Here is a 25,685-nt window from a genome sequence, read left to right as displayed (position 1 = left end):
GGTTGCTGTTCAGCGGACATTGTGGATCTATTGTTTCAGCTAATTTTACGGACTTGTCCCATCTTATCGAAACCTTTGAAGGAATCACCGATAAAGTTGAACTTGGCCTCAAACCTCGACTCTCAAGTTTAAATTTGGCCATTGGGTTGATTTGGCTCTTGCTTCAACCATGAAGTTCCAAACTAAATCCCCAAATAGAAAAAAGTAACTAAATTTAATGATCACTCCTATGGATGACTCGTGATCAGATCTATCGAAGGAAGGGGCTCAGTTAATCACCAAAATTTTTTCTTTCAAGGCCAGCCGTTTTCTCTGGACAGCCTTCCATGTTCTGTTGCTCAAATTAGTAATGCTGTTCTGAAGGAACAGATCTCGATATCCCTGATAAGCCTCTTATGGATAACGCTACTAGGTTTACACCAACCCGAAGGATCTAAGGGACATCAATCCTATCGTTCAACAATATTGGTCCCTCACCTCTAGTCATTGGGATCAACTGTGCTCACATATAGGGTTTTTGGAGCCTGGCATTTCCTTAAAGACTTAATTGTCTATTGTTCTTATATTTAAAAATTAATAAAGTAAATATATATAAAAATTTTAATTATTTTATTTTAGAGGCTATAGATAGTTTATTTTTCCTATAAGCTTATTTAATTCTTTTTTTTGAGATTTAAGGGCAATTTATTCTTCCTCAAGCACTACAAACTAGTCAATAATGCTTACAGGTGCTGAAACTCAAGGGAGATTCTAGAGAATGAAATTAGCCTACTGGATGTACGCTGGTCCAGCGCATATTGGCACTTTGAGAGTGGCCAGTTCTTTCAAAAATGTTCACGGCATTATGCATGCTCCCTTGGGGGATGACTACTTCAACGTCATGCGCTCCATGCTAGAGCGGGAGCGGAATTTCACTCCCGTCACGGCCAGCGTTGTTGATCGTCATGTATTGGCCCGTGGCTCCCAAGAAAAGGTCGTTGATAACATCACTCGCAAGGATGAAGAGGAAAATCCTGATTTGATTGTCCTTACCCCCACCTGCACCTCCAGCATCTTGCAAGAAGACCTGGAGAACTTTGTAGAGCGAGCCTCCCTTAGCACTCAAGGGGATGTCCTACTGGCTGATGTGAATCACTATCGCGTCAACGAACTACAGGCCGCAGATCGCACTCTCGATCAGATTGTCCAGTTCTACCTGCAAAAGGCACGCAAAAAGGGCGAGCTACCCGAAGGCAAAACAGCCAAGCCCTCCGTCAATATCATTGGTATTTCAACCCTAGGGTTTCACAATCAGCACGACTGCACCGAACTCAAGCGGTTGATGGCTGATTTAGGCATTGAAGTTAACGAAGTGATTCCAGAAGGGGCTTCCGTCCATAACCTCAAGCGCCTCCCTCAAGCCTGGTTTAACCTGATTCCCTATCGTGAGATTGGCCATATGTCCGCTCACTATCTGGAGAAAGAGTTTGGCATGCCTTTCGTCGATATCACACCCATGGGTGTGGTGGAAACGGCTCGCTGTATTCGCAAGATTCAAGAAGTTCTGAATGCGCAAGGGGCAGACGTTAACTACGAAGAGTTCATTGAAAACCAGACTCTACATGTTTCCCAGGCTGCCTGGTTCTCTCGCTCTATCGACTGCCAAAACCTCACCGGTAAAAAAGCAGTTGTCTATGGCGATAACACCCATGCTGCTGCCATGACCAAAATCCTAGCGCGGGAGATGGGGATTCATGTGGTTTGGGCTGGTACCTACTGCAAATATGATCAAGAATGGTTCCGCAAAGAAGTCAGCGAATATTGTGATGAAGTGATCATTAATGAAGATCATGGTGCTATCGGCGATGCCATCGCTCGGGTCGAGCCTTCCGCTATCTTTGGTACGCAAATGGAGCGTCATGTGGGTAAGCGGCTCAATATTCCTTGTGGGGTGATTGCGGCTCCTATCCATATCCAAGATTTCCCTATCGGCTACAAACCTTTCCTTGGCTATGAAGGGACCAATCAGGTGGCTGATTTGGTTTACAATTCCTTTACCCTCGGCATGGAAGACCACTTGTTAGAAATCTTCGGTGGCCATGACACCAAAGAAGTGATCACAAAGGGCATCTCAGCCGATTCTGATTTGGGTTGGAGTGCCGATGGTCAAGCCGAACTCAACAAAATCCCTGGTTTTGTCCGCGGTAAAGTGAAGCGAAATACCGAGAAATTTGCTCGTGAGCGTAACATTACCGAGATTACGGCTGAAGTGCTATATGCAGCGAAAGAGGCAGTTGGTGCGTAAGCATTCGCTTTTATTATCCCCATAATCACAGAGGCTGCTCATATTTGGGCAGCCTTTTTTAATTAATTCACGCTCTAAATTCTAAACTGCTGGTAATAAAAAGCCCCTGCTTTTTGAACAGGGGCTTAGAGGTTTGGTTTGGCAATCTATATTGTAGTTATCAGTGATAATTACTGCATTTATGCAACTCAGAGAAACTTTTTAAGAAAATTTTGATTACTTATTTCACTTGCATCAGTTTAAGAAAGACTATAGAGTCTGACTCTAGTTCTCAATCGGTGCATCCTTGCTATCCATAAGAATCAAAGCGTTGGTAATGATGGATAGTACTGATAAAGCTGCAAATCCTGCGATTGGAACTAGCATCTAAATTTACCCCTCGTATAGTCAAAATCAGGTATATGACTATAATCCTCAAAATACTTGGGAATGTTCAGGTAAGAAATACTGAACTTTGGCAATAAGATATTTTTTTCTCTACGCGTAATTACGTATTATCTGTGGATGTCCTTCGGATCTGTTCCTTTTGCAAGAAGTCACAATCAGTGTCAACAGAATCATGAGCGTCACTATCAAACAATAGAAATGAAAAAGAGATTGTTGCTACTAGCAGTTGTCATGTACTGGGTATGCATAGGCATTCCGTTGGGAACCGCAATGGCCCAGGATCAGTTAGAGAGCAAGCTGGTCGATCGTTATCAGGCTTTACCAGGAGAAGTGAGTGTTGTAGTCCTCAGGGATAAAATGACGTTGGTAGAATTGAATGCTGAGCAACCGCTTGCGATCGCATCTGCCTTTAAACTCCAAGTGCTTGCTGAACTCCAACATCAAATTGAGGCTGGGCAACATGCCTGGGACGAAGTGGTTACCTTAAATCCCGAGGCAAAAAGTATTCCCAGCGGTATTCTCCAAGATTGGCCTGATCAAGCTCCCCTCACCCTGCAAACTCTCGCCAGCCTGATGATTTCCGTTAGCGACAATACGGCAGCCGATGTTTTGATTCAAGTGGTCGGTAGAGAGAGCTTAGCGACTGCATCTCCTCGAAATCAGCCTTTCCTGACAACGCAAGAAGTCTTCACCCTCAAAAGCCCTGAGAATGAAGACGTGTTAGCAGCGTATCGCCAAAGTTCTTCGCCCCAAGACCTACTTCCAACCATTCATAAAGCGCCTCTGCCACCCGTTGAGCTAGTGGATAGTCAGCCACTCGCGCCCGATATTGAATGGTTCTTCACCACCCGAGAACTTTGCCAATTGATTGCCCAGGTTGCTGACTTACCCCTGATGCAGATCAACACAGGTGTGATTAATTCTGACAACTGGCAGCAAGTTGCCTTTAAGGGGGGCGCTGAACCGGGTGTATTGAACCTGACTGCCGCCCTCACAAACGACGCTGGGACCAATTACTGTGTATCTGCAACCTGGAACGATCAGCAGCCGCTGGAAGAGTATCGCTTTTTTAACTTATTCAGCGATACGCTGCAAAGTTTGGATCAGTGAATTGGGAGGGTCGCCACTTAGGGGGCCATGCATCCAGTGGAGGAGATTATAAAGTCCGCCAAACGAAAACCCCTGCGGCCAGAATCGTCGTCGTGATCAGTGCTTTGGTCGGGGCTAAGGCTTTGACCCCCCAATACAATAACCACAGGGACCAGCCACTCCCTAGCAAGACTAACCAAAAAATGATGGACCCAAACGCTTGCTCTTGCAATGTCTGAGTGTAGAGTTCTAGCCAAGTCCGATATTGAGCGACCCACGGTACTTTGGGGCTTAAGGTCAAGAACTGGTCATAGGGAATTACGCGCCCTGTTGCCGGTAGCAGTCCTGCTATTCCCAGTATGACCACCCCCATCAAGGTCATGGGCCACTGGGTCCAGCCTGCGACTTGCCAGGCACGCCAGCGACTATGGGTGAGCAATTGGATGATTCCACCATAGATTCCCCAGCTAACCAACGGCCAGCAAAGTAATCCCAGAACAGCCGCGCCCAGCCAATATCGTGGGGTGACTTGGCTGAGTTCAGCGGGCAATATAAACGGTAAATTTCGTGTCCAGATGAAAAAGGCTATATATCTGAGCCAGCTTGCACTCACCACCATTGCCAAGGGCAGCCCAAGGGTAACGGGGCGATCAGAGAGCTGCTGGAAAAAGACTTGAGGTTGAACAATCAGCGTCCATAGGTTCATAACTCAGATCTTGCATCAAGATGGCATTTTCTGCATCGGTTTCTCTGTCTTCAAAAGGAGGGAAAGAAGGCCGGATTCGGTAGGTATTTCACCTAATGGGCCATAATTTTTAAAAAACTGTATGAGTGTTAGGAATAGATCAACTTTAAACTAGTAAGACTGTTGATCATGCCAACGACCAAATACATTGTCAGATGGCCCAGCGATTAGACGTTCATCATACGCCTAAGTATCTATGCCTTATCCACAAGTCCTTAAATGAAGAGCTGGCAAAGCATACACACATCTCCTGTGGATCTCGTACCATTCTGCATTCGCCCCCCAGCCCCCCAAACTTGGGGGGAGAAACCCAAAATCCAGCTTATTTCCCCCCAGAATATAGCCTTCGGCATTCAAGAAAGGGGGGTAGGGGGGCAGTGCAATATCTTTGACGTTTTCTCTAATTTTTATGTGCATTCTAGCTTTTTTCAAAGCATAGAACCTAACAACTATAAGATTTACAGGAGTTGTGGGTAAAGCATAGGCCTAAATATGGCTCATGGCTTAATATCGCTGAAATAAAACTGTCCTGTATGACCAAATAATGTCTCAAAGACTATATAGCCGATATTGAAACTTTCTCGTCGCAAACAACAGCCTGATTTGAACAACGTAATAAGGATGCAGTGACGGTCGATCGGCAATTATCCACTGAACAAGCACAGACTAAACTTAAACGAGTATGCCTTGTTTTTAGTGATTAAGATGCACTAGCTTATCCTCTTTTAATCTACTCCATCTTTATGATTGAGTTTAAATAAATAAACGGCTTTATTTTTGTAGAAATTGTCAAAAACATCCCATTCAGAAATTTTCTGTAGTTGATAGGTTTGTCTTAATACATCCACGACCTCAGGTTCATGCCCCAAGGATATGTAAAACTGGGGGTTATAGGTCTGAATCTTCCAGCTAATTGGCTGAATACTCAAATCAGTGTTGACCGATTGAATACCAGTAGCAAGACTAATACTGTTGGCAAGGTTGCCCAGTAAAATAGGTGTATTCTTAGCAGAAGACTGGGTTGCCATTACTTGCTGTACATCCTCAGCCATTTCCCTGAAAGTGAATTGGGGTAAGCTTATATGATTAATAATTTTATAGCCATTAGAGACCAATATAAATGAACAAATTAGGCATTGGATGAAAAAACTTGCCTGTTTATTTAGATGACACTTGGACAAAGACATCGCCGTCCCAAATAGAAAAGAGACCGGAACTATTAATGGTACGAAATAACGAGAAGGATGATAGGCCGTTACACTGAGAACACCAAAATATGCGAGCATCCAAAGCAATGAAATATGTACCAGGATATTCTTTCTGAAGAAATTACTGTAAAGTAACAAAAAGAGATTAGATAATACGGTAAAAAGATAAACGAAAGGCTCTATCCGCCTAGCCTGGACAATACCCAATAAGAAATTCTTGATAATTCTTAGAAAAGAAGGACTCAATCTTTCAGCAAGGGTAAGATTTTTAAAATATAGAAAATCATCGGTATAGGTTTGAGAAGCGATGCTATTGTAACTGAACAAAATAACTATAAAAATGGTTGCTGAAAGTGCAGCCCATAGGACTTTGTGCTGACGCGTTTTCCCCCTTTGACTAGATAGATATAGTAAGGCTGGTAGTGCAGATATAGCAGTCGTCTTTGTCAATGTGGCAATGACAAGCAGGATAGACGAAAGCGATACAACAATAAACGGAAGCTTTTGCGTGGATAAAGAAGCCAACCATATCGCCAATAGGACAAGAGCGAGCATCAAAATTTCTAAGATGGCTAATCTAGAGTAGGCAAAAGTGAAAAAATTAACCGATAAGAAAAATATGGCAAAAATTGCAGCAACCGAATCAACATATTTTGCTGCTAATAAAAATACAAAACAGACTGTCAAAGTGAAGCAAACTACGACTGTCGACCTTGCAGATGCCAGACTCATGCCAAAGATCCTAAAGGTCATCGCCTGAATGAAATGCCCTATTGGCAAATTGACTGCAGGATTAAAATCCCCTTCTATATACCAGTCTCCCGTTACGAAATAGTTGATAGCTGCACTCAAATGCCAGCCTTCATCGGTGTAAAGGGCACTGGAGAAAGTGAGGTTACTGGGAAAATCAGCCTCAATATTGACGAATCTCAGTCCGATAAAAAGGATGGATATAACAATGAGGAAACCCAACCCCATGGTCTTTGTATTGATCGTGCTCATCCACGCTTTGGTTGCTGTCATTTTCAAGGTCATCAGCCCACGCTGTTAGGTAAGAGAAGGAGCCCTCCCTTCGAGTACAAGTCCTTAAACAACTAGACGATCAGCCCATGTTTCTTGAGTAGTAGAATGGCTATCACTATAAGCACCCAACCCACCACAATTATTTGCAGGGGTAAATCGGTTAAAAATATTTCTTCGGGACGTTCAGTTCTTTCCTTATATTGACCTCCTTTAGCCTGAGGATAAGCAGCATCTTTGTGAGCTGCTGCTGCTTCTGGATCGCCGAGTAGTTGATAGCGAAAAATACCATACATCACAAACGGCAGCGTAACCAGCATCCAGGATGTTGTCGCTCCATTTAGTAGGGGGCCAGCACTCCAGAGGGAATAGCTCATCACGGTTGCTGTTGTGACTGTACTTTCCATACGTGTGAGTAGGCTCTTGGAATAGTATTGGAGTACAGAACGTGTTTTGCGATCTGATGACGAGAAGAAACGCAGTTCAGCTTTGCGTTTCTCAATGCCTAGGAACAGAGCTAGCATGGCGGTACATAGTAAAAACCATGCTGACAAGGTTACGTTAGTAGCAACTGCACCAGCCCAAGCTCGCAGAATAAAGCCAGTCGCAATCGCAAAGAGATCTAAGATTGGCAAATGCTTTAGCTTCAAATTATACGCAGTTTGCAATACTCCATAAGCCAGCAAGACATATGCCAAAGAAGGAGAGTGTAACCAACCGATCAGAAGACTGAAGAGTAACAAACTGACGGCAATCGTGATGGCAATGGGAACCGGAATTAGTCCAGTAGCAATGGGGCGATATCGCTTAATCGGATGTTGTCGGTCTGAGGCCAAGTCAGCAACATCATTGAATAAGTAAAAACTACTAGAAATACAGCAAAATGATGCAAAAGCGAGAAGACTACCTGCAAGAGAGAGCAGGTTGAGGCGAACAGAAAAAAGAGGCGCAGCAAAAACAATAAGATTCTTGGTCCATTGCTCTGGTCGCAGCGAGCGTAAGTATAGGCTCACACTTCTCAAAATTTTTTCTGTAGATATTATATTTGCCACGTATCTTGCTAAATCAATTACTGCTAAATAAGGGGAAGGGATTCGCCATGCTTGAAAAGACTTATTCAACAATGTGGGAAGACATAAACTAATGCCTGACAAGATGCATCAGTAGAATGTTCTGTATTAACAGAAATTATTTCCTAACCGTCTAAAAAAAACAATGTCAATAGCTATTGTGTCAGTTGGCATAAATTAGAGTGATTTTCTCAGCTCTTCCAGAATACACGACTCCAATATTTTTCCTTTAAAAGTATTTATCGAACATTCCGCAGTTTGACTTGTTAGTTTCATGATTTAGAAAATTATGTCTATTTGCCTATATTGAACCCCTAATAACAGCCACTTGATCTAGAATGTCCACAGAGATTTATCAGGAATCGAGGTTTTGGCTCTAAATCTATACGTGTTCACACTGCAAAAACAACCTAGATTTAATTGTCGATTTTTAGAGCCCAACCTGCGAAATATGGGATTTATCTAAAGATATAAGAAAATAATTGAGGGGCATCTTACCAGCTAATATCGCTGGGGCAGATCCCTGAATCTTCCAAAAGTATAGGTAATCTTATGCCCATTCACCTGTTTTTTGGGGCTGCATCCTCGCCCATTTATCCAAATCTAGTTCACAGAATATTCACCTTTCTCTACTAAATTCTGTGAAGTTAATGTAGCTTACTAAAAGTCACTGTACAAATTCCACTTAATATTAATCCAATTCCCATCCAATGCATGGTAGATACTCCTTCCTTGAGAAGGATAGTACTAGATATCGTTGTAGCAGTAACGGTTAATCCAATAACTACTGGATAGGCAATAGATAAGTTCGCCTTGCTGAGAACTAAAAGATACAGAATGGTGCTCAATCCGTATGCGGAAATACCACCTAGTAAATATAAATTGAGAATATTTCCTTTTGTGCCAACCTTTAGAAAAACTTGAGCAATAGTATTTAGTGCAACTGTAATAAGAATCAAAATGCCGATATATAGTTGATTTAGCATGCATTGCCTCCATTCTTGGGTTAATGTTGTAGATATTTTGAAGCACTATTTTAGTGCTAAGAGGTGATAATCTAATGTCGGCTTTGTTCCTTGTTAACTATTGGCTTTGATTTTTATTTTAAGAGCAAAGTTAGCGAAGTCTCTTGCTCTATAAACTGGGCTTGGGTTTTGTCTGATTAATATAAAGATTTAGCTTTTTTATTCAATATGAATATCTAAAAAGAATAAACTGGTGATTTGATCGTGTTCTTTTAAGAACTCTACTCTATACGTCCCTTTTTTCTGTATGAGAATCTAGATCTCTGCCTAAAAGACCTCTGGAACTATTAGATTTCAGGTTGAGACTTACCTCGGCAAAAGTGCCGAAGACTGATCATAATGTAAGCTAAGCTTTTTAAGATATATTGCAATCTGCTAATTAGCTATAGCGTTTCTTCTCGGTGTGCTCCCCAATCTGAATCGATCTAAAGTGGGAGCATACTGGATTCAATGGATTTCCCACCTACTCTCAATTTGGATCATGTTGATGGAAGGACTGGGCCAACACCCGCTCTAAACCTTTGAGACGGATAGGCTTGGCAATATAATCATCCATACCGGCCGCTAAATAGGATTCGCGATCGCCTGCCATCGTATTGGCTGTCATGGCGACGATCCTAGGGCGTTCGGTGTCCCATTCTCGACAAATGTTCTGAGCCGTTGTTAACCCATCCATTTCTGGCATTTGCACATCCATCAGCACCACATCATAGTGTTGATGGCGCAGCGCCGATAAAACCTCCAAGCCATTGTGGGCGAGATCGGCCTGATAGCCCAGCCGATCGAGTAAGCGTAGAATTACCTTTTGATTGACGAGGTTGTCTTCTGCCACCAAGATTTTCAGGGGGAGAGGCGATTTAGAGATGGGCTGAGTGATGGCTGAGGGCTGGATCGCTTCGATCGGTCCTGCGAACGGGGGTTGTAGGACCTTCAATAAGGCTTGGTATAGCCTAAACTGCTTGACAGGCTTATTGAGGAAGGCGGCTAGGGGAGGGGAATATTGCCAAGCGGCGGCAGCACTGCCCCCTAACGTACTTAAGCCAATAATGGGAATGGCATGGTGGTGCCGTAAGCCAGCGACTAATACTTGTCCAGTGAGATCGGGAAGCTGGAGATCTGCGATCGCAACATCAAACTCCTGCTGCTCCAACGCTAGGGCGGCAGCCCCTGACGCCGCTAAGGTGGGATGCATCCCCCAGGACTGGACTTGGCGGCTGAGGATCTGGCCACTGCTCGACTGGTCTTCCACAATCAGGATGCGTTTGCCCTGAAAAAGGGGTTCCACCTTGGCCTGCTCTGCCTCGGTGGAAGGCAATGCTGAGGCGGCAATGGTAAAGAAAAAGGTGGAGCCTTGACCGACCTGACTTTCGACCCAAATAGTGCCTCCCATCAGCTCACACAGCTGTTTGCTAATCGCCAACCCCAAGCCAGTTCCCCCATATTGGCGAGTGATGGACGAGTCTAGTTGGCAAAAGGACTGAAAGAGCTGTTGCTGATGGTGAGGGGCAATACCAATGCCCGTATCTCTGACCGCAAACAGCAATTCATGGAGCAACAGGGGGACAGAGGGGGTCATTTCCGCCGTGGCCACATCGCGGGCCGTGACCGTCAGAATCACCTCTCCTTGATGGGTAAATTTAACGGCATTACTGAGCAGATTCACCAGGATTTGCCGCAGACGGTTCATATCTCCTTGAATCTGATTAGGGGTCCCCGGTTCAATAAAATAAGCCAGTTCTAGGCCCTTGGCGGTGGCTTTGGAGTTGACAATATCTAAGGCTTCTTCCACACAGGTTGCTAGCGGGAAGGGATGCAGCTCTAGCTGGAGTTTGCCAGACTCCACTTTCGAGAAATCGAGGATGTCATTAATGATATTGAGCAGTGCTTCGCCACTGGTGCGAATGGTTTCCACGAAGTCCTGCTGATGGGAGCTGAGGACGGTATCTTGGAGCAGATCGGTCATGCCAATCACTGCATTCATGGGGGTTCGGATTTCGTGACTGATCATGGCCAAAAATTCACTTTTGGCCAGGTTAGCGGCTTGGGCTGCTTGGCTACTCTCTTGCAGTGCCTGGTTTTTAGCTTGCAGTGCTGTCTGCAATTGCAGCGTTTTTTGGAGTTGTAAATAGAGGGCAGCCTCCGTTTGCTTGCGTTGGGTAATGTCCTGCATCTCAGCAATAAAGTAGGCTGGCTGACCTTGCGAGTTGTGAACCAGGGCGACACTGAGGAGAACGGAGATCGGATGGCCGAGTTGGTGAATATACCGCTTTTCAATTTGGTAACTTGAAATTTGCCCGATTAAGAGTTGTCGAATTTGGTGTCGGTCTAACTCACGATCCTCTGGGTGGGTCAAATTGACGACATCACGGTTAAGTAACGCCGATTGGGGGTAGCCCAACAATTGGCAGAGTGCAGCATTCACCTGGACCCAAGAGCCATCTAAGGCCATTAAGGCTTTTGCGATCGCAGCTTCATGAAAGGAGGTCCGAAACCGCTCCTCAATTTGAACCGTTTGCTGTTTTAAGAGAGCTTCTCGCTTGGCTTGCAGCGGTTGCCTAGCCGTAATATCTCGACAGATTCCCCAGACCTGTTGCGCCCCTGTCTGCGGATCGATCATGGGCGTATAAATCGCATCGTAGGTATAGCGCTGCTGCTTGAAGGTCAGCTCATACTCGGCAAGGACTTTCTCTCCCGTCTCCAAAGCCGTCGCTAGTAGTGGGTCAATGACATCCGCTTGTGGTCCCAATACGTCTTGATTGGTTCGACCGATAATGGCTGCGGGCGTCAGACCATAGCGAGCGGCCCCCGTTGGGTTGATGGCTAAATAGCGGAGGTTGGCATCATAGGCCACAAAAATATCGGTGGTTTGGGCAATAAAGGCCGCAAAGGGATCCGGCTGCCCAGCAGGCTGATTAATGTTTTCGAAAGGCAGTTGTGGCATCGAGGTGAGTATTCATCACGATAGCAACCTCCCGAACATGTGAGCCACGGGTCTAACTCAACAGGTAGGAGTTGACTGCAATTATGGCATGTTTCATCTTTAGGGTTAGCTGGGGCTTGCTACAGTGTTGACGAAAGAATATGGATATGCCGCTCTATGTGCCGTTTGTTGGGTTACTTAGGTGACCCAGTCTCCTTAGAGACCTTTTTAATCCAACCGAAACACTCTTTAGTTGCCCAAAGCTATCAACCTCAAGAAATGACCGCTGGCCTGATCAATGCCGATGGCTTTGGGTTAGGTTGGTATGCCTCACCACCTGATCAACACCCCTACTACTATCGTCATACCTTGCCTATTTGGAATGATCCAAATCTGGGAGAGCTATGTCGATACGTTGTTTCCGGCAGTTTCCTGGCCTACGTGCGCAGCGCCACCCTGGGCCAAAGTTTGCAGTTAAGCAACTGCCAGCCCTTTCGCGATCGCCATATCTTAGGGATTCACAACGGTTTTATTGAGAACTTTCGCCAGACGCTATATCGCCCCCTCCGAGACTGCCTCAGTGACGAGCGGTATCAAACCCTGGAAGGTACGACGGATTCTGAACATATTCTGGCGTTAGTGTACGACACCCTAGCTCAGAACACTGAGCTCACCTTGGCGGAGGCCTTAACTCAAGCCCTGAGTCGCCTCAAAGCCTGGGCAACGTCCTACAATATTCGCGTTAGCTTAAACATTATCCTTAGTGATCACCAATCGATGGTCGTGTCCCGATTTGCCTATCCCGATCCCCCTCCCTCGCTGTACTGGCTGGCTGTGGACCACCCGGTTACGGGGGTGCTGGTGGCCTCAGAACCCCTGGATGCCGATGCTCAGATGCGATCGCATTTTGGAGACTGTTGGCAACCGATCGCAGCCGATACCCTGTTAACCATTAACACCCGGCAACAGGTGGAAACGCATGCCCTCTAACTGGACGCCCACAACATCTGCTCCCGATAGCCTGCAGGCGACCCTGCAGCAGCACTTTACGCAGACTCGGGCTCGGACCCTCCGCTTATTTGCAGACGTCAATGCCGATGTTTTTCGTTTACAAGCCAACCCTGATTTCAGCCCTGTGGGATGGCATTTAGGCCATATCGGCTTTACGGAAGGGCTGTGGCTGCTAGAGCAGGCTGCCGGACATCCGCCGTTATTCCCTGAATATCGTCGGCTATTTGCAGCAGATGGATTGCCCAAGGCGGAGCGCCAGCATCTTCCCTCCTTCACTGAAATTTGCGAGTATCTGCATCATATTCGCGCCCAAATCTGGGACTATCTGTCGGTGGCCCCTTTGGCCTCCCAGGCTTGGCTATGGTACTGGCTGGCTCAGCATGAGAGTCAACACTGTGAAACCATTTCCTGGGTTCTCCAACTCCATCGTCAACAAACACAAACGCCCTCGACCTTGTCACTGGCCTCCAAACCAGCGGATTGGCCTTTACCCTCTCAGATAGAAAGCGCCCCTCGCCAGGATGCTGCGCCACAGCTACAAAATATGGTCTATGTAGAGGGAGGAGAATTTTTCTGTGGTCATGAGGGGCTAAACGCCCTAGACAACGAAAAAGCAGCCCATTGGGTAAATGTTGATCCCTTTTGGATCGATCGGTTCCCGGTGACCCAAGCCGACTATCAACAATTTATAGACGCGGGGGGGTATCGTCAGTCTCGATATTGGTCTGAGGAGGGTTGGCGATGGTTGCAGGCTAATCCCGTCAGTCGCCCTGCCCATTGGCTTGAATCCCATGGAGACGCTTATCCAGTGTGTGGTGTCAGTTGGTATGAAGCAGAGGCCTATGCTCGGTTTATGGGCAAGCGCTTACCCACAGAACGGGAATGGGAAAAAGCGGCCAGCTGGCAATCTGACCCACCTGAGGGGGGAGCGGGTAAAGCAATGGGTAAAGCGTGGAAGCGAGTCTATCCTTGGGGGCAGGATGCCCCTACCTCAGAGCACTGCAATTATGGCACCCTGCAGGGAGGAACCACCCCTGTGGATGCCTTCCCCCAAGGCCAAAGTGCCTACGGCTGTTATGACATGCTGGGCAATGTCTGGGAATGGACCCAGACTTGGTTCCATCCCTACCCTAACTTTCAACCCTATCCCTACAAAGGCTATTCCCTGGCCTACTTTGATCAGGCGCACCGTGTGCTTAAGGGGGGCAGCTGGGCCACGCAAGTGCCCGTGCTCCGCTGTGCCTTCCGCAACTGGTATGAACCCCGTATCCGCATTCACTTTGCGGGGTTTCGTTGTGCTTACAGTTAACCGCTTCTGCACAATCAGTGGCAATGGTTTACAGTTATTGGGAACCTGGCCCATGCCTCAATTTTGGTGTAGTGCCAACTAACATCCTGGAGATTTTTCACTTATGCCTGAGTCTGTGCACGCAGAACCCTTAACCTCGGCAGCTCAACGTCCCCTTAACCTTTGTGACCGTCTACAAATTACCCACCTTTCCCCCCAGCATCCTTCAGCGCAGACTCAGATCGATCCAGGATTGGCGGTGATCAGTGGGTTGTCGTGCACCCCTAAAACCCTTCCCGCTCAATATTTTTATGATGATCGAGGGTCGCAGCTCTTTGAACAAATCTGTGAGTTGCCGGAGTACTATCCGACTCGGACTGAAACGGCTATTTTGCAGGCTCATGCGACAGATATTGCCCGACTGACTGGCCCGTGCGAACTGGTGGAATTGGGAAGTGGGAGTTCCACTAAAACCCGCCTGTTATTAGATGCCTATACCAATATGGGTCTCTCGCCTTGGTATTGCCCCATTGATGTTAGTGGGAGCATGCTCAAGCAAAGTGCCATTGACTTACTCGAACATTACCCCACTCTAAATGTTCACGGATATGTGGGCACCTACGAGGCGGCCTTGGCGGCGCTATCGGTCTCACCGCTGCCCACGCGGATGATTTGTTTCCTCGGGAGTACCTTAGGCAATCTCAATCCCCAGGAATGTCAAGTGTTCTTCGAGCAGCTGACGCGATCGCTGCAGCCGGGTGAGTATCTCCTCCTTGGCGTTGATTTGCAGAAGTCCACGGCACAATTAGAGGCTGCCTATAACGATAGCCAAGGGATTACGGCAGCCTTTAATTTGAATATGTTGTGCCATCTCAACTGGCGGTTTCAGGGGAATTTCCAGTTAGAGCAGTTTCAGCATCTGGCTTTTTATAACTCTGCTGAGCATCAAATTGAAATGCATCTCAAAAGCTTGTGTGCTCAGCAAGTCAATTTATTAGCGCTCGATCTGACCGTGGCGCTGGAGCGCGGAGAAACCCTTCGCACCGAAATTTCGCGTAAGTTTGACCTCGCCATTTTACAAAAACAGTTGCAATATGGATTAGAGATCGGGGCAGAAGCGACGGATCAGGGATGTCCTGAGCCCACCAAACAGCTAAAACCGCTGCAAACTTGGACCGATCCGAACCATTGGTTTGGCCTGATGCTCTGTCAATGTCAGCAACGATAAAATCGGCTGACCCTCGGAGAAACCACCCTCGCACCCTAACAGAATCCATCCAGCAAGATAAAATATTAAATCCAACAGTTCACTTTTTACAGATCGCAACAGGCTGGCGATAGGAGAAACAGAGTTCATGGGCAGAATTGTCGGCATTGACCTGGGAACCACCAATTCAGTGGTGGCCGTAATGGAAGGGGGAAAGCCCGTTGTCATTGCTAATACTGAGGGCAGTCGCACCACCCCCTCCGTCGTTGCCTTTGGCAAAGAGGGGGAACGTCTGATTGGTCAGCTGGCTCGCAGACAGTCGGTGCTCAATCCCCAAAATACCTTCTACGCCTTTAAGCGGTTTATGGGCCGTCGATATGGTGAATTATCGCCCTTTTCCAAGCGGGTTCCCTACACCATCCGCCGTGATCAGGCCGACAATATCAAAGTTAAATGTCCAGCCCTAGAGCGAGAGTTTGCCCCAGAGGAAATTTCGGCCATGATTCTGCGGAAATTAGCCGATGAGGCCAGCCGTTTTTTGGGAGAGCCGATTACGGGGGCCGTGATTACGGTGCCCGCCTACTTTAATGATGCGCAGCGGCAAGCGACTCGCGATGCGGGGCGGATCGCAGGTTTAGAGGTGAAGCGGATTATTAATGAGCCCACCGCTGCTGCCTTGGCCTATGGCTTAGACAACCAATATCACCAAACCGTGATGGTGGTTGATTTAGGCGGTGGCACCTTTGATGTCTCGGTTCTGGATGTGGGCGATTCGGTTTTTGAGGTGCGGGCCACCAGTGGGGATACGCAATTGGGGGGTAGGGATTTTGACCGAGTGATTGTGGATTGGTTAGCCGATCAGTTTCTCGAACAAGAAAATATTGACCTGCGCCGTGAACCCCAATCTCTGCAGCGGCTGACGGAGGCTGCGGAAAAAGCCAAGATTGAGCTATCCGGGTTGCCCGAAACCAATATTAGTCTGCCCTTTATTACGGCGACGGAAGAGGGGCCTAAGCATATGGACGTGGTGCTCAGTCGGGGCCAGTTTGAAAATTTATGTGCCGATTTGGCGGAGCGATTGCAGGCTCCGGTGGAGCGGGCTTTACGAGATAGTAATCTGCGATCCATTGATATCGATGAAGTGGTGTTAGTGGGGGGCTCGACCCGCATTCCCATGGTGCAGACTCTGATTGGTCAGATGATCAACAAGCGCCCCAATCAAAATGTGAATCCAGATGAGGTGGTGGCGGTGGGAGCTGCGATTCAGGCTGGGATTACGGCAGGAGATTTACAGGATATTTTCTTGCTCGATGTGACGCCCTTATCCTTTGGTTTGGAAACCATTGGCGGGGTGATGAAGACCCTGATTCCTCGGAATACGACGATTCCGGTGCGGCGATCTGATGTCTTCTCGACGGCTCAGGATAATCAAAACCAGGTGGAAGTTCATGTCCTCCAAGGAGAACGACAGTTAGCAAATAACAATAAATCCTTGGGACGATTTCAACTGCGGGGAATTCCACCTGCTCCCCGAGGTGTGCCTCAGGTGCAGGTGTCTTTTGATATCGATGCCAATGGCATTCTGCAAGTGACGGCGATGGACAAATATACGGGCCGGGAGCAAACGATTACGGTGCAAGGGGCCGCCAATCTATCGGATTCTGAAGTCAACCGCATGCTCCAGGAGGCGGAGCAGTTTGCCGATAAGGATCGTCTGCGCCGGGAGCGAATTGATAAGCGCAATCGCGGTCAAGATCTGATTAGCCAGTGCGATCGCAAGCTGCGGGAAATTACCCTAGATTTTGGCCCCCAGTTCGCCAGCAACCTGAGACGGCGCGTCGAAACCCTGTCCCGAGATTTACAAGACAGTATTAACCAGGATCAAGATCGTCAGATCGACTTGGACTATGCCAACCTCCAAGATGCACTATACGAACTCAATCAAGAGGTGAATCGCGTCAACCAAGAGTACTACGATGATGAGGAAGATCTGTTTCCCTTACCCTCAATGTCTTCGATTAGTGAAGCGGTGTCCAAAGGGGTGAATAAAGGGGTTGAGCTGGTCACGGGGCGTCCTGGCGATTCCCCTCCGCCACGACGGTCTTCGAGTCGAATGGATAACGATTTCTGGGAAGACTGGGATGATGATGATTGGTAAACTCAACGGTATTGTTGTGATTTTGGCGAGCGGGGCGAACACAAGGTAGATGCAAAACTTCCGCAATTATTACGACATTCTCAAGGTCGCTAAGAATGCATCGAATGAGGAGATCAAGCGGTCCTACCGAAAATTAGCCCGTCAATACCATCCCGACTTGAATCCGGGTGACAAAGCGGCGGAAGAGCAGTTCAAAATTATTGGCGAGGCCTATGATGTCTTGTCCGATGCCGAGAAGCGATCGCAGTACGATCAGTTTGGTCAATATTGGCAACAGCAGGGATTTCAAAAGCCGAGCAGTCCTCAATCCACCCGCAAGTGGAGCGAAAAATCCAGCTCCTTTGCCACTGACAAGGTTGACTTTAGTGAATTTGCCGACTTCCAAGAATTTTTGGATCAGTTGCTAGATCGTCCCTATAGCACGAAAAGCAATGCGGGCAAGCGTTCGAAACCCCAAACTAAATCCCCTCGTAAGGGGCGGCGAGATGCCGAGGCGCGATTAACTATCCCCTTAGAGAAAGCCTATGCTGGCGGGCGAGAGCGCATTCGGCTGGAAGATGGTCGTTCTCTGGAAGTCAATATGCCCATGGGCATGGTGTCTGGTCAGCGGATTCGCTTAAAGGGACAAGGGACTGCAGGGGGCGATCTCTACCTCAAAATTGACGTCTCTCCCCATGCCTTCTATCGGTTAGAGGGCAATGATATTGTGTGTGAACTGCCGATTACCTGTGCTGAAGCCGTCTTAGGGGGGCAAATCGAGGCTCCTACGCTAGATGGCTGGGTCAAGGTGACGATTCCGAGTGGGGTGCGATCAGGACAGCGGCTCCGACTCGGAGGCAAAGGATATCCTGCCAGTGGGGGGAAACGAGGCGATCAGTTGGTGGAAATTCGAATTGAGTCATCCAAAAATATTAGCGCTCGTGAACGAGAACTCTACGAACAAATTCGCCAAATTGAAACCTATAAACCACGCGCAAATTTGCCGATTTAACATCGTCTTTTTAGCTGTCTCCAAGCAGAATTGATTCCATAATTCTCTTGCTATACTCACAAAAATTCCGGGAATAATAAGCAAGGAAATCAAAAAGGTTTCATTATTGCCGTTTTTTTGAGTTGGCACCACAATGCTAATTGTCCAGATTCTATTAGCTCTGATTTTGTTTGCCCTTCTTGGGTTTGGAGGGCTGATTTGGTTTTTCTTTAATCTCCTAGTTGCAAAGAAAAATCAGGTTGATCAGGCTTTCTCTAGCATTGATGTGTTGCTAAAAAAACGCTGTGATGTCATTCCCAATTTAGTGGCTGTTGCCAAAACCTATATGGAGTTTGAAGAACGGACGCTGGTAAAGGTGACTCGGTTGCGATCGCAAGTCATGTCCGGGCGAGGCGGTGGCGAGAACCGGATTCAGCTTGAGAACGAACTGTCAGGGGCCTTGGCAAATGTGTTGGCCTTGACTGAAAACTATCCTGACCTGAAAACAGATGGAAAATTTATGCAGCTTCAGGGTTCCCTTAATGAGGTAGAAGAACAGCTCTCTGCAGCTCGTCGCTTCTATAACAGTGCAGTGACCAGCTACAACAACAGTATTGAAATGTTCCCGAGCAATTTCATTGCTACCTGGCGAGGTGATCAGACGAAGCAAGTATTTGAAGCAACTGCTCAAGATCGACGGGCAATCGATGTCCGCAATTTACTTCAGGGTTAATTCATGACCGCCTTTAAAGAATATCGTTCTGGTCTCCAAGCCCTGGAGAATCAAGATTATGCTGAAGCCGTGCAACGGCTAGAGATCTATTATCAAGCCAGTCCTAAGCCAGAGTCACTAGAGCATTACCAAGCCTGTAAAGCTCTCGTTAAAGCCTACGAACAGGTCAATGAGATCGATAAAGCCCTGGTTCTCTGTGAAGAACTGGCTGAATGCAAAAAGCCGAATATTCGCTCCTGGGCCAAGCGTTGGCAAGAAAAATTAGCGAATAAAGCAGCAGCGGCAGAAGAGCCTACGGATACAGAGATAGACTCTAACGATCAGACCATTACACCCAAGGCAGAACCACTAACACCGGCAGCGGCAAATCAGTTGCTAGCAGAGGGCCGTGACGCCTTGCGCAATCAACAGTTTGCACAAGCTATTCTCGTTCTACAGCAGTTTTGCCAAGGGAGCGATCTACTCCACCCAGATTATTACCAAGCTCAGATGTGGCTGGCGACGGCTTACCAAAAGGCAGGCCAACTTCAACAAGCAACCTCTCTGGGACAAACGTTGGCAGAGAATCCAACCACACAAGCTTGGGCAGAGAAGTTTCTCCAAAGCCTCAGTGTCTTGGCTGCTACCCAGGCAGTCATGGCTGTTCAATCTCCTTCAATGCCCACTCAAAGTATTACTGAGCTACCTCAGTCTCAGCCAGAAGAACCTGTCTTCAAACAGCGTAGCTTGACTGAGTTCAAAGACTTTTGTCGCCAAAACTTAGTGGATGATCTGAAGGAGTACGAAAAGAAACGGAAGTCTGCACTGAAAGCCCTCAGCATTGTGGGCATTGTTATCTCAGTGATCCTGATTGTAATTCTAAACCTGGCACCAGGAGTCTTTATGAGGGTTCTTAACGCTCCCTCTCCTACAGCCAGCCAGTGTCGTCAACAGGAATTCACATCGCTAAGACGATCCAGAGGACTTCAATTTAGGAATTCACCCACAACTCCGCAAGCCTATACTCAAGCTCAGAACAATTGTAAGCAATCAGGAGTGAAGTTACAGTCACTTCTGGTTGTCTCAGCCATATTTCTCATGGGGCTCCTTGGCTGTTTATGGAGCTGGGCAATTTTTTACAGCGTGCAAACGGAGATGTATGAGCGCGGCTTTAAGACCAGAATTATTGAGAAAGTCATCAGATTTATCAATAATAATCAAGACTTAAGCTATGCCACTTATGGAGATAACTACCAGACAAGGATGGCGATACTCAGAAGTCGTCTATTCCCAGCGCTGAACAGCACATTTTACCTTCAGCAGGATGATTGCGTTTTCGGCAAGATAGGTCCGGCTAATGTTTTCTTTTCAGAAGTAGTGGCTGAGAATGAAATACATCACAGTTTCATGGCAAGGACAATACCATTTCTGCTCAAAAGTCGAGGTGGCGGCTTTATTAAACTACCTATTTTTGTGATTTTCTTACTATTCAGCTTTGTAAAAGCGATGCCATTCATTTTTGGCAAAATGATTAAAGGTCAACGCTTTGACTATGATAGTTTCAAAGACCAAGTGGGAAATCAGGTCACCCGACGTCAGGTCTTTAAGGGGCTATTCTTTCGATCCGACTTTAATAAGAACTTTCAGGGGGAGACCGTTGTCTTCACAGGTTCGTTAGCGTCAAAACTGAAACAATTTAATCGACCAGGCCATTTAGTCAAGCTAGAAGATCCAGAATTTAATCAGCTCTATACCGTCTACAGTGACGATCAGGTTGAGGCCCGCTATATTCTGTCTACCAGCCTGATGGAGCGCCTCGTTAAGTTTAGGAAGAAAGCCCAACGCCCGGTTTCGATCTCCTTTTCTGAAAACCAGATTTTTATTGCTATTCATCACGAACGGGACTTATTTGAAGCGCGGCTGTTCAACACCATGCTGAGTTTCAAACCCATGCAAGATTACTTCGATAATTTTCAACTAATGCTGGGGATTATTCAGGATCTCAACTTAAATCGCCGCATCTGGACTCGCTGAGTTAGAGATCGCGAAGCGAAGCTGAAACGCTATTCCACCCTGGATGTTGTTCAACAGATTCTGGACTAGGGGGCTTTGCTGGCACTGTAGTCCTGTTGGATATCCTGCAACGTTCGACGTAACGCTGCTGCATGAATCCAGCCCACAAAGCCGCTGTACAAACAATGGCTCTGGGGAGAAGCGAGAAACACATGGTCAACCCGAACTGGATTCTTCCATCGTCGCAGGGACAAGCCAGAGTCGAAGATCAGGGCTACTTTTGCTTTATCAAAATCTCGCGAATGGGCATCTGTCATCCCAGGTACTGTCCGTAACCGTTGAATAATATCTAGCTCAGGAGAAGGCTGGACGGGAAGGGGGGAACGAGGAGATTGCCAAAACGCTTGAATGGCAAGGTCAATGGCTTGATCATGGCGCTGAGCACTATGCAATATATCGGGCAAAACGACATGATGGGCATGGTCAAATTGAGTTGCCCCCAGCATCACGAGGCCATCACTGCCCCCATCGGTATTGCTAGCAATCGAGAGGGTGGGGATTTGAGCTGCGATCGCACTCGCGATCTCTCGGCGGTTTTTGCCTAAATCCCTGGCCATTCCTAGGCCTAAAGCTAAGGGATCCATCAGGCGGCACAGATCTGACCCGCTCACAGGCGATCCAACTAAAACCAGAGATTCCACCTGGAGCCACCATTCAGGATGACGATGTAATACCTCTAACCAAATTAAGCCCCCCATAGAATGCCCCACAATTCGAATCGGGGTATGAGGATATTGGGCAATGGTTTGGTGAGCAATCGCTTCGACATCCTCCACTAAAGGATCGATCCGCCACCAAGTTCGCCACCATCCTAAATTAGGGGCAATGATGCGGGTACGAGGAGGCGCAATGCGTTGGGCAAGCCGGGCCATCGCTCCATTGGTATCCGCCCAGCCATGCTGAACAAAGAGAAGAACAGAGGGAGAGTTAGGTGTCATGCGTTGATAGTCACCAGATCATTACTTCTGTCGTTGGTAAATTACAATCGACCGCAGAGAAAGAGTGAGATGCGTCAAGGTTGGCAAAAATGCCGAGATCCCCATGATCACCCCAAAATAGATATTCTTTAAACTTTGTCGATTGGTAGGATCCCTCACTGCATCGGCTAGCCGGCGTTCATAAACATAGCTCCGTTGGGTGAAAGATTCAGGAGACTGCTGGATCAAACTCACCAGCCACCCCGAAATCGAAAACACGAGCAAGACCCACCAAGTCGCCACAATCGCAATGATAATGTCGATGCTTAAATGGGCCAAATAGCTACGGGTCGACGTTGCCCGTAACGCTCGTCGGGCAATATGTATCGTGATAAAGAAGGACAGACTATCAAATAAAGCCCCTAACCCCCCGACCGGAAATTGAATTAAAAAATAATGGGATCGCTCGGGACCAAAAGCTTCCTGAGGATAGGCGGTCATAATGGCCCACCAGTAGCAGGAAATATTGAGAACGACGAAAAATAGAAATAGCTTGGGGAAAAACGAGCGGAGATCCCCTCGCTTGAAGTCATAGTAAGCCAGAAGTTGGGCTAAAGACTGTTTCCAAATGTTAACGACTGACATGGCGGGCCTTATAAGAATGTGTCGTTTCAGGTCGTGAAACGCCCGATCAAGGGACTCAGAACAAGCAGCTCAACTACACTAGTCATCTCAATGCGATTGCCCAATCACTGTCTGCAAGCAGCGCTTCAGCAACTGTGCAGACGCTAGAAGGCCTTGAGATGACTGTGCGTCAGCCAATTCAGACCCATGTTAGCCCAGAACTCAATTATTTTTTATCCGCTGTCTATTCTGACAGAGACGATCGGCGTCGAACCAGTCAAGAATATCCTGACTGTGAGGCAAAGTCAGTCAAGATGGCGGGGACGCCAGCAACGGTGTCTAGCCAACTGCCTAGACACAGGAGATTTGCTGAAATCTCCCACCATACTGCTAGGTTGGTGGGATGAGGATGTCAATGATCTAAAGCGATTCAGGGCATGCTGGCCAGGGGACCCGCAGGTGGCAAGATGATGATATTCCTCCTTGCTAGTAGACCGCTTATTGATCTGAGCGATCGCAATATTCCAAAATAAATAGGGTGGAATAGGTGGCCACTACAAGTGGAGCTATCACGATAGAAAGGCGAGAGTCCATTAATAAAGAAACAACAATCTGCATGGGGTGTACTCCTAAGAATAAGTTGAGTTAACCCACTTGAGCGCTAAAATAAACTGACCACTTTACCGAGAATTAGATCCAAAGTAACCGCGCGAAATACACGACTATCGGTGCTTTCAGAGAGATTATCTCCAATCAGAAAATATTGATCACTGACCACTGACTGAATGCGCTTGATCAAGTACAACCCACCTTGGTGGGGATGCCGTGCCAAAACAATATCTCCTTGTTGGGGGAGTCGATGTCGATAGGCGTTGGGGTGCACCAAAACTTGATCTCCAGGGTGCAGAGTTGGCAACATAGACCGTCCCTGCACTTCCCAACGCCATCGCCGTCGGCAACACCACAACACAAACTCCCATAGGGTGCAGTTGGAGAGTATTGCCCCTATTGAGGAATGAGGGTTTAGCTGGCTTTGTACCATGGCACATTACTACGGTTTTTAGTGGTCCAGAAGACTTGGTGAATTTCTTGCACCGCCGACATCAATTCCTCTGCATGTTGGAGGTTCACCTCTACTTTGCAAGACGAACAAAGTTTAGCGGCTTTCCAGAAGAGGTCATGTAAGTTAGGATATTGCTCCAAATGTTGAGGTTTGAAGTAATCGGTCCACAAAATCAAAATTTCTTCTTTGGCTTTCTGGGATTGTTCTTCCTTAATCTGGATGTATCGAGACATCGTATTGAGATAGGTTGCCATCGCCTGTGGATTTTGATTGGCCGGAGGCTGTAGATCCAAAATTTTACGGGTCATAGATACGACGGCTTCTACATAAATTCTGGCTGCTGCCGGATCATAAACACCGCAAGGGCCGTCACAATGGGCTTGGGCAACTGGGGCCGGGAACCAATGCTTAATCTGGTTTGTGAGTCGTCTCAGTATCATATGTCTTTGTCCTTAACACAATCGCAACACAGTCTTGAATCCTGCCAACCGATAGGTAGCGAGATGAGGTGATTCTAAAGCATTTTCAGACGCTTAATGATTGGGGCTGCATCTGACTGAAAAACTTCTGAGCTTGATCCGCGGCCTGTTGAAATACAGCCTGTGCTTTGGTTGGCTGTTCCAAATGTTGATAAAACTCATAGGCTTTGAGGCTCACCATTTTCAACGCTTTAGATGCTTCCATCCGCAGACATCGAGAATATTGGGTGGCATACATTAAATCAGTCACCTGATCGAAAGCCTGCTGCATTGTTGTTTCTGCCGTTTGGAGGTCTCCAAGCTTCAGCAAATTGTCAGCAAGGTTATGGCAAGCAATCACATAGGCATGGATCGCTTCAGGATGACGCCGTTCCTTTTTCGCAGTCATCAACATCAACTCAGCTAAAGACATCGCCCTGCGATACGCCTGTAGCGCTTCTGGATACGATTGAGCCTGAAATTGCTGGTTGCCAGCTTTACTGTGCAATTGCCAACCCAGTTCATAGGATGTGAAGGTTTGTGGATCGTAGGTCATATCTCAAGGGAGTGCTGTTAGTTGTTAGGCAAGGATAGACTTCTCAATTAAGAATACTTCTTGATTATCTGCACTTCTATTAAAAGGAAGGATGTTGTGAAGAAATAAGTCAAATCAGATCTAGATAGTGTTTATGCATATAAACAGAAGTATAAAGAACTTTATCAGTATTAATGAATGAATTTGTTGAATTTCTCTCTTTTTTGGCTAGAAAGCTGTAAATGAAGGCTTATCTAATTTAAAAACTTTTAGGTCGATGTAGACTAGATACGTCTTCTTATACAGCTGTAGTAGAGGGTGTTGAATTTATTATGTTGATATATTACCGCATTAAATGCAAAAGATTATCAATAAATTTTGGCTAGCCGAATGGTATCAAAACATCTAGGGATACCCTCTGCTCGATTTTGACAATACGAGCCTGGTTCTGTTGCTATCAACAATCAAGACGGAGGGGATGGTGACCATCCTCTGGGGTGCTCAGCTATGCTGATGCCTCTAAGATGCCGACCATCAGGCAAGAACTCCTCCACAGATCTCAACTGCCGTATACCAAACCCGCCTAGCGCAATCAGCATTCCACAGGTGGCAAAGATAGTGATTTGCACAGCCATGCCTGCTCCTACACCCACACCGAAAATGGGGCTAAGTAAGTCTACGAGGGTTCCACCAGACTGCATAGCTGGCTCAAAGAAATGATCGGCTAACGGACCTGCGATCGCAAACCCAATCGGACTACGCTGCTGAGTTAAAAAAAGCGGGTTGGTCAACTGAACCAGCTAAAAAATAGACAGGATCATTCACTAGTGCAGCCTGGCTGAAATAACCATTCAGCTTATCTATCGTCAGTGAACCCTGCAAATTTCCAATTGAAGGGCTTGGCCATCGTGCGGTTAAAGT

The 25,685-nt window shown here is 47.0% G+C and carries 20 protein-coding genes; 9 read left to right on the top strand and 11 right to left on the bottom strand.

The genetic code is table 11. The features are described 5' to 3' along the window. The first annotated feature begins 757 nt into the window (after positions 1-757). On the top strand, positions 758-2,284 hold the full coding sequence (gene bchB / locus Q0986_RS02425) for a ferredoxin:protochlorophyllide reductase (ATP-dependent) subunit B (protein ID WP_299403134.1): 1,527 nt from the start codon (positions 758-760) through the stop codon (positions 2,282-2,284). A 618-nt stretch (positions 2,285-2,902) separates the two neighbouring features. Next, the gene (locus Q0986_RS02420; protein ID WP_299403130.1) at positions 2,903-3,781 is read left to right on the top strand and encodes a serine hydrolase; all 879 of its coding nucleotides are present in this window, start codon (positions 2,903-2,905) and stop codon (positions 3,779-3,781) included. Between the two features lie 46 nt (positions 3,782-3,827). Here Q0986_RS02420 and Q0986_RS02415 read toward each other — a convergent pair whose 3' ends face one another. From Q0986_RS02415 to Q0986_RS02395, 5 genes are all read right to left on the bottom strand, one after another. After that, positions 3,828-4,466 (bottom strand): hypothetical protein, encoded by a 639-nt coding sequence (locus tag Q0986_RS02415; protein WP_299403125.1) that lies wholly within the window; start codon positions 4,464-4,466, stop codon positions 3,828-3,830. A 764-nt stretch (positions 4,467-5,230) separates the two neighbouring features. Beyond that, positions 5,231-6,736: a glycosyltransferase family 39 protein gene (locus tag Q0986_RS02410; protein ID WP_299403121.1), complete on the bottom strand. Its 1,506-nt coding sequence runs from the start codon at positions 6,734-6,736 to the stop codon at positions 5,231-5,233. Positions 6,737-6,807: 71 nt separating this feature from the next. Beyond that, a complete protein-coding gene (locus Q0986_RS02405; RefSeq protein ID WP_299403119.1) occupies positions 6,808-7,854 on the bottom strand; it encodes a decaprenyl-phosphate phosphoribosyltransferase in 1,047 nt (348 codons plus the stop codon). A gap of 596 nt (positions 7,855-8,450) precedes the next feature. Beyond that, complete coding sequence (locus tag Q0986_RS02400; RefSeq protein WP_299403116.1) at positions 8,451-8,789, bottom strand: SMR family transporter; 339 nt, start codon at positions 8,787-8,789, stop codon at positions 8,451-8,453. Between the two features lie 508 nt (positions 8,790-9,297). Continuing rightward, the gene (locus tag Q0986_RS02395) at positions 9,298-11,769 is read right to left on the bottom strand and encodes a response regulator (RefSeq protein ID WP_299403113.1); all 2,472 of its coding nucleotides are present in this window, start codon (positions 11,767-11,769) and stop codon (positions 9,298-9,300) included. Between the two features lie 156 nt (positions 11,770-11,925). Between Q0986_RS02395 and egtC the strand changes: the two genes are divergently transcribed. The 7 genes from egtC to Q0986_RS02360 all read left to right on the top strand — a co-directional run bounded on the left by egtC (position 11,926) and on the right by Q0986_RS02360 (position 21,128). Further along, positions 11,926-12,738 carry an ergothioneine biosynthesis protein EgtC gene (gene egtC / locus Q0986_RS02390; RefSeq protein ID WP_299403110.1) on the top strand — a complete coding sequence of 271 codons (813 nt, stop codon included), beginning with the start codon at positions 11,926-11,928 and terminating at the stop codon, positions 12,736-12,738. Beyond that, positions 12,728-14,068, top strand: a complete 1,341-nt coding sequence (locus tag Q0986_RS02385) for an SUMF1/EgtB/PvdO family nonheme iron enzyme (RefSeq protein ID WP_299403106.1) — start codon at positions 12,728-12,730, stop codon at positions 14,066-14,068. The genes egtC and Q0986_RS02385 overlap by 11 nt, the downstream gene beginning before the upstream one ends. A gap of 103 nt (positions 14,069-14,171) precedes the next feature. Next, positions 14,172-15,275, top strand: coding sequence for an L-histidine N(alpha)-methyltransferase (gene egtD / locus Q0986_RS02380; RefSeq protein WP_299403102.1), 1,104 nt, complete (start codon positions 14,172-14,174; stop codon positions 15,273-15,275). A 127-nt stretch (positions 15,276-15,402) separates the two neighbouring features. Further along, positions 15,403-17,412, top strand: a complete 2,010-nt coding sequence (gene dnaK, locus Q0986_RS02375; protein WP_299403099.1) for a molecular chaperone DnaK — start codon at positions 15,403-15,405, stop codon at positions 17,410-17,412. Positions 17,413-17,461: 49 nt separating this feature from the next. Then, positions 17,462-18,403, top strand: coding sequence for a J domain-containing protein (locus tag Q0986_RS02370; RefSeq protein WP_299403095.1), 942 nt, complete (start codon positions 17,462-17,464; stop codon positions 18,401-18,403). A 133-nt stretch (positions 18,404-18,536) separates the two neighbouring features. Continuing rightward, a complete protein-coding gene (locus Q0986_RS02365) occupies positions 18,537-19,115 on the top strand; it encodes a LemA family protein (RefSeq protein ID WP_299403092.1) in 579 nt (192 codons plus the stop codon). Between the two features lie 3 nt (positions 19,116-19,118). Continuing rightward, positions 19,119-21,128 carry a DUF3137 domain-containing protein gene (locus Q0986_RS02360; RefSeq protein ID WP_299403089.1) on the top strand — a complete coding sequence of 670 codons (2,010 nt, stop codon included), beginning with the start codon at positions 19,119-19,121 and terminating at the stop codon, positions 21,126-21,128. A gap of 65 nt (positions 21,129-21,193) precedes the next feature. Here the strand turns inward: Q0986_RS02360 and Q0986_RS02355 are convergent, their stop codons facing one another. From Q0986_RS02355 to Q0986_RS02330, 6 genes are all read right to left on the bottom strand, one after another. Continuing rightward, on the bottom strand, positions 21,194-22,105 hold the full coding sequence (locus tag Q0986_RS02355; RefSeq protein WP_299403086.1) for an alpha/beta fold hydrolase: 912 nt from the start codon (positions 22,103-22,105) through the stop codon (positions 21,194-21,196). Positions 22,106-22,126: 21 nt separating this feature from the next. Next, a complete protein-coding gene (locus Q0986_RS02350; RefSeq protein WP_299403083.1) occupies positions 22,127-22,729 on the bottom strand; it encodes a hypothetical protein in 603 nt (200 codons plus the stop codon). 640 nt (positions 22,730-23,369) lie between these two features. Next, positions 23,370-23,642 (bottom strand): nickel-type superoxide dismutase maturation protease, encoded by a 273-nt coding sequence (gene sodX, locus Q0986_RS02345; protein ID WP_299403138.1) that lies wholly within the window; start codon positions 23,640-23,642, stop codon positions 23,370-23,372. A gap of 89 nt (positions 23,643-23,731) precedes the next feature. Continuing rightward, positions 23,732-24,211: a superoxide dismutase, Ni gene (gene sodN / locus Q0986_RS02340; protein ID WP_299403080.1), complete on the bottom strand. Its 480-nt coding sequence runs from the start codon at positions 24,209-24,211 to the stop codon at positions 23,732-23,734. 85 nt (positions 24,212-24,296) lie between these two features. Further along, positions 24,297-24,785 (bottom strand): hypothetical protein, encoded by a 489-nt coding sequence (locus tag Q0986_RS02335; protein ID WP_299403077.1) that lies wholly within the window; start codon positions 24,783-24,785, stop codon positions 24,297-24,299. Between the two features lie 443 nt (positions 24,786-25,228). After that, positions 25,229-25,555, bottom strand: coding sequence for a hypothetical protein (locus Q0986_RS02330; RefSeq protein ID WP_299403074.1), 327 nt, complete (start codon positions 25,553-25,555; stop codon positions 25,229-25,231). Positions 25,556-25,685 lie beyond the last annotated feature (130 nt).

It is taken from the genome of Acaryochloris sp. IP29b_bin.148 (assembly GCF_028285565.1).
Classification (GTDB): Bacteria; Cyanobacteriota; Cyanobacteriia; order Thermosynechococcales; family Thermosynechococcaceae; genus Acaryochloris.
This window is presented reverse-complemented; position numbering and strand designations above follow the sequence as displayed.